The sequence below is a fragment of the Enterobacter cloacae complex sp. GYL001 genome, from assembly GCF_049237125.1.
GTDB classification, from domain to species: domain Bacteria; phylum Pseudomonadota; class Gammaproteobacteria; order Enterobacterales; family Enterobacteriaceae; genus Enterobacter; species Enterobacter hormaechei_C.
Genome location: NZ_JBMKGW010000007.1, coordinates 74390 through 88450, shown reverse-complemented (window position 1 = coordinate 88450; position 14061 = coordinate 74390). Strand labels below are relative to the sequence as shown.

Below are 14061 nucleotides of genomic sequence, written 5' to 3'. Positions count from 1 at the left end.
ATGGCTCTGATCCCCAAAAACTACGCACGGCTGGAAAGCGGCTACCGTGAAAAAGCGCTAAAAATCTACCCCTGGGTTTGTGGACGCTGCTCGCGTGAGTTTGTTTATTCAAATCTTCGTGAACTCACGGTTCACCATATCGACCACGATCACACCAATAACCCGGAAGATGGCAGTAACTGGGAGCTGTTGTGCCTGTTTTGTCACGATCACGAACACTCAAAGTACACCGAAGCGGATCAGTATGGCACCACCGTTGTCGCGGGTGAGGATGCGCAAAAAGACGTGGGTGTCGCCACGTTTAACCCCTTTGCCGATCTCAAGGCGATGATGAACAAGAAGAAGTAATATCGACGGCTTCACTGCCCATACCTGTCGTATGGGCAGTCAGAAAGCCACATATGTTGTATTCCAGTCACAGGTTGAACAATGACACGGCTTTAATATCTGCCTCAGGGTTCACGCGTTTTACTGCCTCTAAAAACGCAGCGAAGTTTTGATTAAACACCGTCAGATTATTATAAAATTGCACCTGTTTTTCACGGGTTCCCTCAAGATAAGTCACAGACCAGATCCGCCTGTTATTTATCACTATCGAGCCTGGTTTAATTTTTATGATAGTCGCCAGCTCAATTTTACGGGTGCTGCTCTTTATAACCTCGTATAAATACTGCTCATCATAAAAGTAGGTTTTACCTGACGAGCCGCCAAACCAGACAGGATGGGTTGAGATTTTTTTCATTCCCCGGTTGTCGGCAACGATGCGCGTTGGATGCCGAATACGCCTGACGAAAAAGCGTATCAGCATAATCAGTGCCACAAAAGACAGCACCACAAAAAGAACGTTAATGCTCTCCCGCATATTTAGTTACCTGACATGCATAGTTATAAGTGAAGAAGTATACCCAAATAGTCTGGTCGTGATAATTACCCTTCTACGCCCGTACGCCATGATGCCTTGTTACCCTTGATCTTTGCTATCGATATACAATACTGTATATAAATACAGTATTAATTGACGGTGATCATCATGCAGTTTTTCACGCCATCAGAGCGACGCCGGAGCGTGGCCCTTCCCCTATTCAATGACCCTGTTTCTTACGTTCTGAATGAACGTATAAGCGCGCCCACGAAGGCTCGCGGCGTAGTGACCTGTATCGTGACATCTGCGAGCTGACCATGTTTGCACTGTGTGATGTGAACGCTTTCTATGCTTCCTGTGAAACGGTTTTTCGCCCGGACCTGAAGGGACGACCGGTGGTCGTGTTGTCCAATAACGATGGGTGCGTCATCTCTCGCTCCGCTGAAGCCAAACCCTTTGTGAAAATGGGTGAACCGTACTTCAAACAGAAAGATCTCTTCAGGCATCATGGCGTGGTTTGTTTCAGCAGTAATTATGAACTTTACGCGGATATGTCCAACCGGGTAATGAACACGCTTGAAGAGATGTCGCCTCGTAGCGAAATATACTCAATTGATGAGATCTTTTGCGATCTTACCGGCGTGCGTAATTGTCGCGATCTTTCCGATTTTGGGCATGAAATGAGAGCGACCGTACTGCAACGCACCCATCTGACCGTCGGGGTGGGCATCGCACCCACAAAGACGCTGGCGAAACTGGCAAATCACGCGGCGAAACGCTGGCAGCGCCAGACGGGAGGCGTTGTTGATTTATCCAATGTGGATCGTCAGAGAAAGCTGATGGCGGCGCTACCCGTCGAAGACGTTTGGGGGGTAGGACGTCGCATAGCGAAGAAGCTTGAGATGATGGGGATTAAGACCGTCCTGCAACTGGCAGACACCGATATCCGGTTCATAAGAAAACATTTCAATGTCGTGCTGGAGAGAACGGTGCGTGAATTACGGGGCGAATCGTGTCTTGAACTGGAAGAGTTTGCCCCGGTAAAGCAAGAAATCGTCTGTTCGCGCTCGTTTGGCGAACGCATCACGGAATATGACGATGTACGCCAGGCCATCTGTAGTTATGCCGCCCGGGCAGCAGAAAAACTTCGCAATGAGCATCAGCATTGCCGCTTTATCTCCGTATTTGTTAAAACCTCGCCCTTCGCGCTTAACGAGCCATATTATGGCAATAGCGCGTCGGTAAAACTGCTCACCCCAACCCAGGATAGCCGGGATATTATCGGCGCATCAGTTCGTTGTCTGGATGCGGTCTGGAAGAACGGCCATCGGTACCAGAAAGCCGGAGTGATGCTGGGAGATTTTTATAGCCAGGGCGTCGCGCAACTTAATCTGTTTGACGACAACGCACCCAGGAAAAACAGCCAAAAGTTAATGGATGTATTAGACCATCTGAATGCTGAAAATGGCCGTGGCACGCTTTACTTCGCGGGACAGGGTATACAGCAGCCGTGGCAGATGAAACGGGAAATGCTTTCACCCCGCTACACCACCCGCTTTGCGGATCTCCTCACTGTTAAGTGATATTAACAATTGCTGCTAAGTTGTAATTTTCCCCTTGCCGGACCGGACAAATCGGTTATCGTGCCAGGCAACTTTCGCAGCAATAAAAGACAGTGGGATGCGCTATGGCGATTTTTGATGGTCACAATGACCTGTTGCTTAATTTATGGCTTCACCATCGCCAGGATCCGGTAACGGCCTTCTTCTCCGGCATTGAGACGGGACACCTCGATTATCCACGCATGCAGCAAGGCGGATTTTCCGGCGGGCTGTTCGCGCTATTCGTGCCGCCGCAGGAGTATATCGCCCGCATGGCGCCACAATACGCCAGCGAGCCGTGGCAGCCGGTCGACATTCTCTGGCAGCAGCTGACGATCCTTAAGCAGCTTGTCGCCCACTCCGATGGCCGGGCGCGATTGTGCCTGAGCGCGGCGGATATCGAACGCTGCCGTCAGGATAAAGTGCTGGCGATGGTGGCGCATATTGAGGGCGCGGGCGGTTTTGACGGCGAGGGAGACGATCTACAGGCTTTCTATACCGCCGGGGTGCGCAGCATTGGGCCTTTCTGGAACATTGCTAACCGTTTTGGCACCGGCGTTAACGGGGCGTTTCCCGGCAGCCCGGACAGCGGCCCAGGGCTTACCGCTGAGGGTATCGCCCTCATTAAGCACGCTAACGCCCTGAACATGCTGATTGACGTTTCGCATATGAATGAAAAAGCGTTCTGGGATACCGCTCGTCATTCCTTTTCACCGCTGGTCGCCACCCATTCCAACGCCCATACGCTATGCCCGCAACCGCGCAATCTGACCGATCGGCAGCTGCTGGCTATCCGCGACAGCGGCGGCGTGGCAGGCGTCAATTTCGGCAACGCGTTTTTGCGCGCCGACGGTAAACGCGATAGCGATACCCCGCTGAGCACAATCGTTCGTCATATCGACTATCTTATTAACATCATGGGTGACGATCATGTCGCGCTGGGCTCCGATTTTGACGGCATTACGTTGCCTGATGACTTACACGATGTGAGTGGTTTACCGCGGCTAATCAGCGCGTTGCGTGACAGCGGCTATGATCAATTTGTGCTGAATAAGCTGCTGTGGGGCAACTGGCAAAAGGTATTGCAAAATGTTTGGCAACAATAGGTTACGTTGTAAACATTAAGTTAATTCCTTACATCTTTCGGGTTGAGCTTTGCCCTCCTGTGACGCATTATTTGATGACCATCACAAAACTGGCACAAACAATGGCGTTAGTGCTGCATTTTTAAAGAGGAAAAAACGATGTGGAAGAAACCTGCTTTTATTGATTTACGTCTTGGCCTGGAAGTGACCCTGTACATTTCCAACCGCTAATCGCTCTGCCCGCCATCCGTGCGGGCATTTTTGTTTGACTACCTGGCCCATCTTCATGTTTATAAAAGTCCTCGGTTCCGCCGCTGGCGGTGGTTTCCCCCAGTGGAACTGTAACTGCGCCAACTGTCAGGGTTTGCGCGACGGTACCCTTCAGGCGACCCCTCGCACCCAGTCGTCGATCATCGTCAGCGATAACGGCAAAGAGTGGGTGCTGTGTAACGCCTCCCCCGATATCAGCCAGCAGATTGCCCATACGCCAGAACTGAATAAGAAAGAGGTTCTGCGCGGCACGCATATTGGCGGCATTATTCTCACCGATAGCCAGATTGACCACACCACCGGGCTGCTCAGCCTGCGCGAGGGGTGCCCGCATCAGGTATGGTGTACGCCGGAGGTGCATGAAGATCTTTCCAGCGGATTCCCGATTTTTACCATGCTCCGGCACTGGAACGGTGGCCTGATTCACCACCCGATCGCGCCGCTCACCGCCTTTAGCGTGGAAGCCTGCCCTGATTTGCAGTTTACCGCTGTCCCCATCGCCAGTAACGCGCCGCCCTATTCGCCGTGGCGCGACCGCCCGCTGCCGGGGCATAACGTGGCGCTGTTTATCGAAAACCGCCGCAACGGTCAGACGCTGTTCTACGCACCGGGTCTCGGTGAACCCGATGACGCCATCCTGCCGTGGCTTAAAAAAGCGGACTGTCTGCTGATTGACGGCACCGTCTGGCAGGACGATGAACTCCAGGCCACCGGCGTCGGGCGCAATACCGGCCGCGACATGGGGCATCTGGCGCTCGGCGATGAACACGGCATGATGGCGCTGCTGGCCTCGCTGCCGGCAAAGCGCAAGATTCTGATCCACATTAATAACACCAACCCGATCCTTAACGAGCAGTCGCCGCAGCGTCACGCCCTTGCGCAGCAGGGAATAGAAGTGAGCTGGGACGGGATGAACATCACGCTTCAGGACTAACTATGCACATTCGCGAAACGCTCTCGCCGCAAGAGTTTGAGCACGCCCTTCGGGCGAAAGGCGCCTACTATCATATTCACCATCCGTACCATATCGCGATGCATAACGGCGAGGCCAGCCGCGAGCAGATCCAGGGCTGGGTGGCGAACCGGTTTTACTACCAGACGACGATCCCGCTGAAAGACGCGGCAATTATGGCGAACTGCCCGGATCCGCACACGCGTCGCAAATGGGTGCAGCGGATCCTCGATCACGACGGTAGCAACGGTCATGACGGCGGTATCGAAGCCTGGCTACAGCTGGGCGAAGCCGTGGGGCTCAGCCGCGAGGACTTAATCAGCGAACGCCACGTGCTGCCCGGCGTCCGTTTCGCCGTCGACGCTTACGTTAACTTCGCCCGCCGCGCCAACTGGCAGGAGGCGGCATGCAGCTCGCTCACCGAACTGTTCGCCCCGCAAATCCATCAGTCGCGTCTCGACAGCTGGCCACAGCACTACCCGTGGATCAAAGAGGAAGGCTATTTTTATTTCCGCAGCCGCCTCAGCCAGGCCAGCCGCGACGTTGAACACGGTCTGGAGCTGGCGAAGCGTTACTGCGATAGCGCGGAAAAGCAGAATCGAATGCTGGAGATCCTTCAGTTCAAACTCGATATCCTGTGGTCGATGCTCGACGCGATGACCATGGCCTACGCGCTACAGCGTCCGCCTTATCACACGGTCACCGACAAAGCGGCCTGGCACACAACCCGACTGGTATAAGCATGCAAAAAAACTCCATCGTCGCCTTTCGTCGCGGCTATCGCCTGCAATGGGAAGCCGCTCAGGACAGCCATGTCATCCTCTATCCGGAAGGCATGGCTAAACTCAATGAGACCGCGGCCGCGATCCTCGAACTGGTCGATGGCCAACGCGACGCGGCGGCCATCATTGCCATACTCAACGAACGGTTCCCGGAAGCCGGCGGCGTGGATGACGACGTCGTAGAATTCCTGCAAATCGCTTATCAACAGAAGTGGATTATTTTCCGTGAGCCAGAATAAACCCGCCGTCAATCCACCGCTGTGGCTGCTGGCGGAGCTGACCTATCGCTGTCCGCTACAGTGTCCTTACTGCTCTAACCCGCTGGACTTTGCCCGGCAGGATCAGGAGCTGACCACCGAACAGTGGATTGAGGTTTTCCGCCAGGCGCGGGCGATGGGCAGCGTGCAGATAGGTTTTTCCGGCGGCGAACCGTTGACGCGTAAAGATCTGCCGGAGCTGATCCGCGCCGCCCGCGATCTCGGTTTTTATACCAACCTGATCACCTCGGGAATTGGCCTGACGGAAAGCAAACTCGACGCGTTCAGCGAGGCCGGTCTGGACCATATCCAGATTAGCTTCCAGGCCAGCGATGAAGTGCTCAACGCTGCGCTGGCGGGGAATAAAAAAGCCTTCCAGCAGAAGCTGGCGATGGCCAAAGCGGTCAAAGCCCGTGATTACCCGATGGTGCTGAATTTCGTCCTGCACCGACATAATATCGATCAGATCGATAAAATCATCGAGCTGTGCATCGAACTGGACGCCGACGATGTCGAACTTGCCACCTGCCAGTTCTACGGTTGGGCGTTCCTTAATCGTCAGGGGCTTCTGCCGACGCGGGAACAGATCGCCCGCGCGGAACGCGTGGTTGCCGAATATCGGCAAAAAATGGCCGCCAGCGGCAATCTGACCAACCTGCTGTTCGTCACCCCCGATTATTACGAAGAGCGGCCAAAAGGCTGTATGGGCGGCTGGGGGTCGATTTTCCTCAGCGTGACCCCGGAAGGCACGGCGCTGCCCTGCCACAGCGCGCGCCAGCTGCCGGTGGATTTCCCGTCGGTGCTTGAGCAGAGCCTGGAATCCATCTGGTATGACTCTTTCGGCTTCAACCGCTATCGCGGGTTTGACTGGATGCCGGAGCCGTGCCGCTCCTGCGATGAAAAGGAGAAGGACTTCGGCGGCTGCCGCTGTCAGGCCTTTATGCTCACCGGGAATGCTGATAACGCCGATCCGGTGTGCAGCAAATCGCCGCATCATCATAAAATCCTCGAGGCGCGCCGCGAAGCAGCCTGTAGTGATATGAAGATCGGTCAGCTTCAGTTCCGCAACCGTACCCGTTCTCAGCTTATCTATAAAACCCGGGAACTGTAACGATAATGACCACCCGCATCGTGGAACTGGCAGGCGGTTTGCGCGCAACGCTGGTGCATCAGCCGCAGGCGACACGCGCGGCGGCGCTGGCGCGCGTGAGTGCCGGAAGCCATCACGAGCCACCGCGCTTCGCCGGTCTGGCGCATTTGCTTGAGCACCTGCTGTTCCGCGGTAGCCAGCGCTATCAGGGCGATGATCGACTTATGGCCTGGGTCCAGCGCCAGGGCGGCAGCGTCAATGCCACCACGCTGGCTCGCCACAGCGCTTTTTTCTTCGACGTTGCCGCCGATAACCTGTCCAACGGCGTCGCGCGGCTGCGGGATATGTTGCAGGCGCCGCTGCTTTCACCGCATGACATACAGCGCGAAGTGGCGGTCATTGATGCGGAAAACCGGCTCATCCAGCAACATGATTCCGCCAGGCGCGAAGCGGCGGCGCGCCACGCGATGGAAGAACCCGCGGTTTTTCGCCGTTTTCAGGTGGGTAGCAAGGAGTCTCTCGGGCAGGACCCGGTATCGCTGCAAGCCGCGTTGCGCGACTTTCATCGTCGCTATTATGTGGCCGGACACCTGCAATTGTGGCTGCAAGGGCCGCAAACGCTGGATGCGCTGGCCGAGCTTGCCCATACGTTTGCGTCAGGTTTTGCGTCAGGAGGCATGCCTGAAACCGCTCCCCCGTTGCGTCTTAGCGCTGAAGCAGATTATCAGCTGGCGGTGACGGAGCGACCCGCACTGTGGCGTTGTCCGTTAATCCGAAAAAGTGACAACGTCACTTTATTTCGGGGGTTTTTACTGGACGACGCCCCCGGAAGCCTGATTGCCGGGCTACGGGCGCGCGGGCTGGCAGAAGAGGTAGCCCTGAACTGGCTTTATCAGGATGACGATTACGGCTGGCTGGCGCTAACGGTTGATAGCGAACGGCCCGAGGACATTGACCCGCATATTACCCACTGGCTACGGGCGCTACAGCAAACGACGGATGAGCAGCAGCGGCATTATTATCGGCTGGCACAGCAGCGTTTCAGCGCCCTGCCGACGCTGGAGCAGCTGCGCCAGCGGGCATTTGGTTTTGCGCCCGGCGCGGCGCCCGTAGGTTTTTCCGCCTTCTGTGCTGACTTACTGGCGGCGCCCACCTCGTATCTGGCCTGCAAAAAAATGGAAACCGCTGAAATTATTGCCAGCCAGGGTTTTGCCCTGCCGCTTAGCCATTGGCGTCGCCAGCCGGTTGCAGATGATAGCCCCATCGCGTTTTCCTTCTACCCGCAGACTGCCAGGTATGCTGCGCCAGCCCCGACGTCAGAAGCCGCTCCACTGCTGCATTTGTCGGCGCAGACACAACCGCCGACGCTGATCCTGCGCAGGCCTTTTTATTCGCGCGTGGACAGGTCACAGGGGGTGGCGATGGGCAAACAGTTACGCCCTCTTCTTGCTGAACTGCGCCATATCGACGGCAGCGGCGAGTGGCAAACGGTTGACGGTAGCTGGCAGCTCACGCTGCGGCTTCCTGACGCCGTGGTGACGGCGGAACCCATCATCGGGGCGATAATCGATCGCCTCTCCCACCCCGCTCCGGCGATTACGCCAGTGCCAGAAGGCATTGCCATCCGTGAGCTGCTTCAGCAATTGCCTGAACGTCTGGCATCGGACCCGCCACGGGACGGCTGGCTGGCGGCGTTAGTTGGCGGCAGCGCCGGACACGCGCACGGGTTAGCCCGGCAGCTTGGCCTGCTCCGGACGCCGGTTAACGCTAAGCCGTTGCCGTTAAGCGGTTGTCCCGGCGGGATCGAACACATCCCGCACGCCAGCGCGGATTCGGCGCTGCTGGTGTTTATTCCCCTGCCGCCGGGCGCGTCGCTCGCCGCGCTGCGGATGCTGGCGTTATGCTGCGAACCGCAATTTTTCCAGCGCCTGCGCGTGGAACAGCAGATTGGCTACGTGGTCAGCTGTCGTTATCAGCGTATTGCCGATCGCGATGGCCTGCTGCTGGCGTTACAGTCGCCTGACCGTTCTCCCGTGAACCTGTTGGGTTGCTGCAAACGATTTTTGCGTGAGCTGACGCCGTGCGATGAGGCAGCGTTTAGCGTGTTGCGACAGCAGCTGGCGACGCAGATCCGCTCACCGATGGATGCCAGCGCCACGGCAGTGGCCGCCCTGCGCCAGCGCTATGGTTTGCCGGTGTTAACACCGCAGGCTATTGATGCCCTGCAACCTGACGAGATAATCGCGCTATGGCGCGAGATGACTCGCCGTCGCCGACGCTGGCGGGTGCTTTTCACGGGCTGACCGGAACCGCCGCTTTCTTCCTGTGCGTAGTTTTTAGTCAAAAAAAAGCCCCGTACTATGACGGGGCCGGGCTGCTTATTTCGCTGTTATTTATCCAGCGCGTAGGCAATCACGTAGTCACCACGATCCGGCGACTGACGTGCACCGCCGGCAGAGATCAGAATGTACTGTTTGCCGGTTTTCGGTGATACATAGCTGACAGGTCCGCCCTGGCTACCCACCGGGAGACGCGCTTTCCACACTTCTTCCCCCGTAGAGGAATCAAAGGCGCGCAGGTAGTAATCCTGGGTTCCCGCAATGAAGACCAGACCGCCCTGCGTGGCCAGCGTACCGCCCAGCGTCGGCATACCGACAGGCATTGGCATGCGCATTTTTACCCCAAACGGACCGGTATCCTGAACGGTACCGACCGGCACCTGCCAGACGATTCTCTGCGTTTTCAGGTCAATCGCGGAGAGAGAGCCAAACGGTGGTTTCTGGCACGGAATGCCCAGCGGTGACATGAAACGGTTTTTGTTGACCGAATACGGCGTTCCTTTCATCGGAACAGCGCCCATCCCGGCGTTCACGGCTTCACCGCCCGTGTTTGCCACCGCGCTCTGCGGATCTTGTTTAATCAGCTGGACCCACAGACCCAGACGCATGTCGTTGACGAAGATGTACTGGTTGTTCGGATCCGTGGACAGACTACCCCAGTTCATTCCCCCCAGCGAGCCCGGGAAGCTCAGGGAAATATCGGTTCCCGGCATCGTGTACAGACCGTCATAACGCATTGATTTGAAGCTGATACGACAGGCCAGCTGGTCAAACGGCGTCGCCCCCCACATATCCGATTCTTTCAGGGTTTCCGCGCCAATCTGCGGCATTCCCACAGAGCGCGGCTGCGTTGCCGGGTACTGTTCACGTGGAATATCCGCTGGTTTTACCGGAACCTCTTTCACTTCAGTGAGCGGTTTACCCGTCAGGCGATCAAGAACATAAATTTGCCCTGCTTTGGTGCCCACCACCACCGCGGGCTTGTTGCCCTCTTTTGTCGGGAAATCAACCAGGCTCGGCTGCATCGGGATATCGAAATCCCAGAGGTCGTTATGTACAGTCTGGTATACCCACTTCTCTTTCCCGGTAGTCGCATCCAGCGCGAGGATTGAGGTGGCGTATTTATGATCTTCCGGAATACGGTCAGCGCCCCACAGGTCGACAGAGGAACTTCCCATCGGGATAAACACGGTATTCATCGACGCATCCCAGGACATAGGGGCCCAGGAGTTTGCAGAGCTACGTTTGTAGTGTTCGCCCGGCTTCAGAACATAGTTCGGATCCGGATTACGCGGGTCGAACGCCCAGCGCAGCTGGCCGGTGATCACGTCATAACCACGTATAACGCCTCCCGGCATATCGGTGCTGACGTTATCCGCAACGCGGCCGCCAACGACAACCGTCGTACCCGCCAGCGTCGGGGCCGACGTCAGCACGTAGGTGGGATCTGACGCGTCGCCCATCCCTTCATGCAGGTTAACGCTGCCGTTAGTGCCGAAGTCCGGGCAGAACTTGCCGTTATCGGCGTCTAACGCGATCAGCTTACCGTCGATGGTATTCATCAGGATACGGCGCTGGCATGCAGCGCCCGGTGCGACCTGCGCTGGCAGAACTGGCGTGGAGCCAGCTACCGTTGGCTGTGCCAGCGGTTTGGTGGCATCGAAGTACGCCAGGCCACGGCAGCGCATCCAGATTGCAGACTTGGCGTTGATTTCCGCTTTCCAGATCTCTTTCCCGCTATCGGCATCCACGGCGATCACGTTGTTATGCGGCGTACAGAGGAACACACGATCGCCAACCTGTAGCGGCGTTTGCTGATCTTCTGCGCCATTGCCGTCCGGACTTTCCGGTACGTCACCGGTATGGTAGGTCCAGACCGGTTTCAGGTTTTTCACGTTGTCACGGGTTATCTGGTCCAGCGCCACAAAGCGACTACCGCCAGCCGTATTACCGTAGTGATCCCAGTTCTGCTGTTTCGCATCATCTTTTACCGGCACCAGCGGGCGTTTTTCACCGCTAAACGGCACGGTCGGATGGGGTTGAAACATCTGAACAAAGGTGACGCCCATGGCGATAATAAGGACCGCGCAGACCCCCACGGCCCCTTTTGCGCAGGACGGTTTTCCTTCACGTTTACGCAATGCAGGCCAGGTAGCGGCTGCCAGCACCATCAGCCCGGCGGGTACCATTAAACGGGAAACCAGCGGCCAGAAATCGAGCCCGGCATCGAAAAATGCCCAAATCAGGGTGCCAAGAAACACCAGGGCAAACAGCCCCACGGCAGAGGACTTGCGGCGGAAGAACTGAATCGCAGAGAGCAGAGTGATAACCCCGGCGATGAGAAAATACCAACTCCCCCCCAGGGAAACCAGTTTAAAACCGCCGATGGCAAAAAAGAGCCCCGTTACAAGAAGTATCACACCCACCAGCAGGCACCACGGGCCTAACCAGCCGGATGGGCGGGGATTATTGTCTGACATAAAAATGAATCTCCTGATTACTTTATAACAGCAGGGTTTTATTGACTGCCACGATGCTAAAACCCCGCACAACATCAATTGTTCGTGTGCGAATCATAAATTAAAATTATAATGTAGACAAAATGTATTCTGTCGGAAAAAAAGAAAACTCACTAAAGTGCAGGAACATAACAAAATAAAAAAATGGGATATCACTCTGTAATTCGCCAATACCAGAATATTTGACCAGTCAGTTCCGGCTTATGCGATGAATATCAGGTTTGCCGACAAGTCAGCCCGGATAACGTAAGATTTTTGCATGGTGAAAATTAACTCATTGCTTATTAATTAAGCTTCGCAAATACGATCAGCTCGCGGATTTCACGATATACGTCACCACACCAAAGATATCGAGCGTATCGTCGCTGCCGACAATAATCGGCGAATAGGCGCTGTTCATGGGGTTGAGTTGAATGTTGGGACGCAACTGGAGGCGCTTCACGGTAAATTCGCCCTCTACCGCCGCAATCACGATATCGCCATGCTCAGGCTTGCGGGAACTGTCTACCACCAGCAAATCACCGTTATTAATCCCCCCTTCTATCATCGAGTCACCGGCGGCTTTGACAAAGTAAGTGGAGCTGGGATGGGCGACTAATAACTCGTTTAAATCGATACGCCGCTCTACATAATCCGCTGCCGGGCTGGGGAAGCCGCACTGTACTAAGTCGCTGAAAAGTGGAATAGCAACGATTTCACGCAACTCTGCGGGTCTGAAAAAGATCATAATAAACACCTCCACACTGTTTTTATATACAGTAGTTTTAACTGAGGTATCGATCAAGCCATGTCAGCGTAAGCGGCTGGCTACGCCTTAACCGCTTCGCTTATAACCCTCTATAGCAATGAAGATTATTTGTTTTGTAAATTTTTACGCATGGGCAAGCTTAACGCGTCATAAAACATCACTATGCTATGACTTTTAAATGACTACAAAAACAAAACAAGGTGACCACAAATCACTCCACATACACTATCCGTTGACTTTCCATTTAGACTAGCGCATATTTTACAGCACAAATTAACAAGACAATTTTTGGAGGACGTTTTCTATGCCCGCCCGTGATTATCCCGATAAGCGTGTTGCTCGCGGTGTCGCAAAGGAGGCCGAACTCAGGATGTTAAGCGCGCGCATCGATCCTGCGCTGATGGAGTACATCCGCATTACTGCGTATGAAACACGGAAAAGTAAGCAAGAAATCGTGGCGGAAGCATTAGCGCTTCACCGCCAAAGAAGTCAGATTGGATCATAAACAGCAAAAGCCCGAAAAATCCTCCGGGCTTTTGCTGCCGTCGGGATTACCCCACCAGCGAATTTAACGTCTCCAGCGCCTCAGGCGGCAATACCAGTTCGGCTGCCGCCAGGTTTTCACGCAGATGCGCCACCGACGAGGTTCCCGGGATCAAGAGGATATTTGGCGAGCGTTGCAGCAGCCATGCCAGCGCCACCTGCATCGGCGTCGCGCCCAGCGAATCCGCCACCGCCTGTAGTCCGGAAGATTGCAGTGGCGTGAAACCACCCAGCGGGAAGAACGGCACCCAGGCAATCCCCTGCTGCGCCAGTGAATCGACCAGCGCATCGTCACCGCGATTCACAACGTTGTACATGTTCTGTACGCACACCACGGAAACCATCTTCTGCGCTTCAGCAACCTGCGAAGCGGTGACGTTGCTCAGCCCAATATGACGAACCAGCCCCTGCTGTTGCAGCTCCGCAAGGGTGCTCAGCGGCGCGGCAATCGAGCCTTCCGCCGGTCCGTGGGCGCTAAACATGATCCGCAGGTTAACCACGTCCAGCACATCCCGCTTCAGGTTACGCAGGTTGTCATGCACCGCCTGCGTCAACTCCTGCGCGGAAAACGCCGGCAGCCAGGAGGCATCCTCGCCGCGTCGGGCTCCGATCTTGGTCACAATCGTAAGGTCGTCCCGGTACGGATGAAGCGCCTCGCAGATAAGCTGGTTGGTCACATGAGGTCCGTAAAAATCGCTGGTATCAATGTGATTCACACCCGACGCCACCGCTTCACGCAGCACCGCCAGCGCCGCATTTTTGTCTTTTGGCGGACCAAAAACGCCAGGCCCGGCAAGCTGCATCGCGCCATAGCCAAATCGTTTAACCGTACGCGTTCCGAGCGTGAACGTTCCGCTTTTATCTATGCTGCTCATGCTGACCTTCCTCATAAAAAATGATCCGGATTTACAACAGGTTCCGCAACGAAACCATTAGTTAAGCAATAGTAAAATTAAAGTTTAAATTCGCTACGACGATAGTATTGATGTAACCCTGCCTCTTCTCTTACGGAT

14 protein-coding genes are annotated in these 14061 nt (G+C 55.4%); 10 read left to right on the top strand and 4 right to left on the bottom strand.

Annotated elements, in window-relative coordinates; translation table 11 throughout:
• Entirely contained in the window at positions 1 to 348 is a 348-nt protein-coding gene (yajD, locus tag ACOTWU_RS14270) for an HNH nuclease YajD (RefSeq protein ID WP_006808895.1), read from the top strand.
• Positions 349 to 415: 67 nt separating this feature from the next.
• Here yajD and ACOTWU_RS14265 read toward each other — a convergent pair whose 3' ends face one another.
• On the bottom strand, positions 416 to 862 hold the full coding sequence (locus tag ACOTWU_RS14265) for a hypothetical protein (RefSeq protein WP_015570635.1): 447 nt from the start codon (positions 860 to 862) through the stop codon (positions 416 to 418).
• 317 nt (positions 863 to 1179) lie between these two features.
• On the opposite strand from ACOTWU_RS14265, the gene ACOTWU_RS14260 reads away from it, so the two are divergent.
• The 8 genes from ACOTWU_RS14260 (at position 1180) to pqqF (ending at position 9202) form a co-directional block, all read left to right on the top strand.
• Positions 1180 to 2445 carry a Y-family DNA polymerase gene (locus ACOTWU_RS14260; RefSeq protein WP_032609083.1) on the top strand — a complete coding sequence of 422 codons (1266 nt, stop codon included), beginning with the start codon at positions 1180 to 1182 and terminating at the stop codon, positions 2443 to 2445.
• A 104-nt stretch (positions 2446 to 2549) separates the two neighbouring features.
• On the top strand, positions 2550 to 3569 hold the full coding sequence (locus ACOTWU_RS14255; RefSeq protein WP_040117583.1) for a dipeptidase: 1020 nt from the start codon (positions 2550 to 2552) through the stop codon (positions 3567 to 3569).
• A 138-nt stretch (positions 3570 to 3707) separates the two neighbouring features.
• A complete protein-coding gene (gene pqqA / locus ACOTWU_RS14250; protein WP_002905689.1) occupies positions 3708 to 3779 on the top strand; it encodes a pyrroloquinoline quinone precursor peptide PqqA in 72 nt (23 codons plus the stop codon).
• Between the two features lie 55 nt (positions 3780 to 3834).
• Positions 3835 to 4752: a pyrroloquinoline quinone biosynthesis protein PqqB gene (pqqB, locus tag ACOTWU_RS14245; protein ID WP_003857504.1), complete on the top strand. Its 918-nt coding sequence runs from the start codon at positions 3835 to 3837 to the stop codon at positions 4750 to 4752.
• A 2-nt stretch (positions 4753 to 4754) separates the two neighbouring features.
• Positions 4755 to 5510, top strand: coding sequence for a pyrroloquinoline-quinone synthase PqqC (gene pqqC / locus ACOTWU_RS14240; RefSeq protein WP_003857506.1), 756 nt, complete (start codon positions 4755 to 4757; stop codon positions 5508 to 5510).
• 2 nt (positions 5511 to 5512) lie between these two features.
• A complete protein-coding gene (pqqD, locus tag ACOTWU_RS14235) occupies positions 5513 to 5791 on the top strand; it encodes a pyrroloquinoline quinone biosynthesis peptide chaperone PqqD (RefSeq protein WP_003857508.1) in 279 nt (92 codons plus the stop codon).
• On the top strand, positions 5778 to 6920 hold the full coding sequence (gene pqqE, locus ACOTWU_RS14230; protein WP_022651046.1) for a pyrroloquinoline quinone biosynthesis protein PqqE: 1143 nt from the start codon (positions 5778 to 5780) through the stop codon (positions 6918 to 6920). The genes pqqD and pqqE overlap by 14 nt, the downstream gene beginning before the upstream one ends.
• Before the next feature lie 5 nt (positions 6921 to 6925).
• A complete protein-coding gene (gene pqqF, locus ACOTWU_RS14225; RefSeq protein WP_421625781.1) occupies positions 6926 to 9202 on the top strand; it encodes a pyrroloquinoline quinone biosynthesis protein PqqF in 2277 nt (758 codons plus the stop codon).
• 86 nt (positions 9203 to 9288) lie between these two features.
• Here pqqF and ACOTWU_RS14220 read toward each other — a convergent pair whose 3' ends face one another.
• Entirely contained in the window at positions 9289 to 11718 is a 2430-nt protein-coding gene (locus ACOTWU_RS14220; protein WP_032648171.1) for a glucose/quinate/shikimate family membrane-bound PQQ-dependent dehydrogenase, read from the bottom strand.
• Between the two features lie 346 nt (positions 11719 to 12064).
• Positions 12065 to 12484 (bottom strand): translesion error-prone DNA polymerase V autoproteolytic subunit, encoded by a 420-nt coding sequence (locus tag ACOTWU_RS14215; protein ID WP_003857514.1) that lies wholly within the window; start codon positions 12482 to 12484, stop codon positions 12065 to 12067.
• A 325-nt stretch (positions 12485 to 12809) separates the two neighbouring features.
• On the opposite strand from ACOTWU_RS14215, the gene ACOTWU_RS14210 reads away from it, so the two are divergent.
• Entirely contained in the window at positions 12810 to 13010 is a 201-nt protein-coding gene (locus tag ACOTWU_RS14210) for a hypothetical protein (protein ID WP_003857516.1), read from the top strand.
• Between the two features lie 46 nt (positions 13011 to 13056).
• On the opposite strand, the gene ACOTWU_RS14205 is transcribed toward ACOTWU_RS14210, so the two are convergent.
• The gene (locus ACOTWU_RS14205) at positions 13057 to 13923 is read right to left on the bottom strand and encodes an aldo/keto reductase family oxidoreductase (RefSeq protein ID WP_032653385.1); all 867 of its coding nucleotides are present in this window, start codon (positions 13921 to 13923) and stop codon (positions 13057 to 13059) included.
• Positions 13924 to 14061 lie beyond the last annotated feature (138 nt).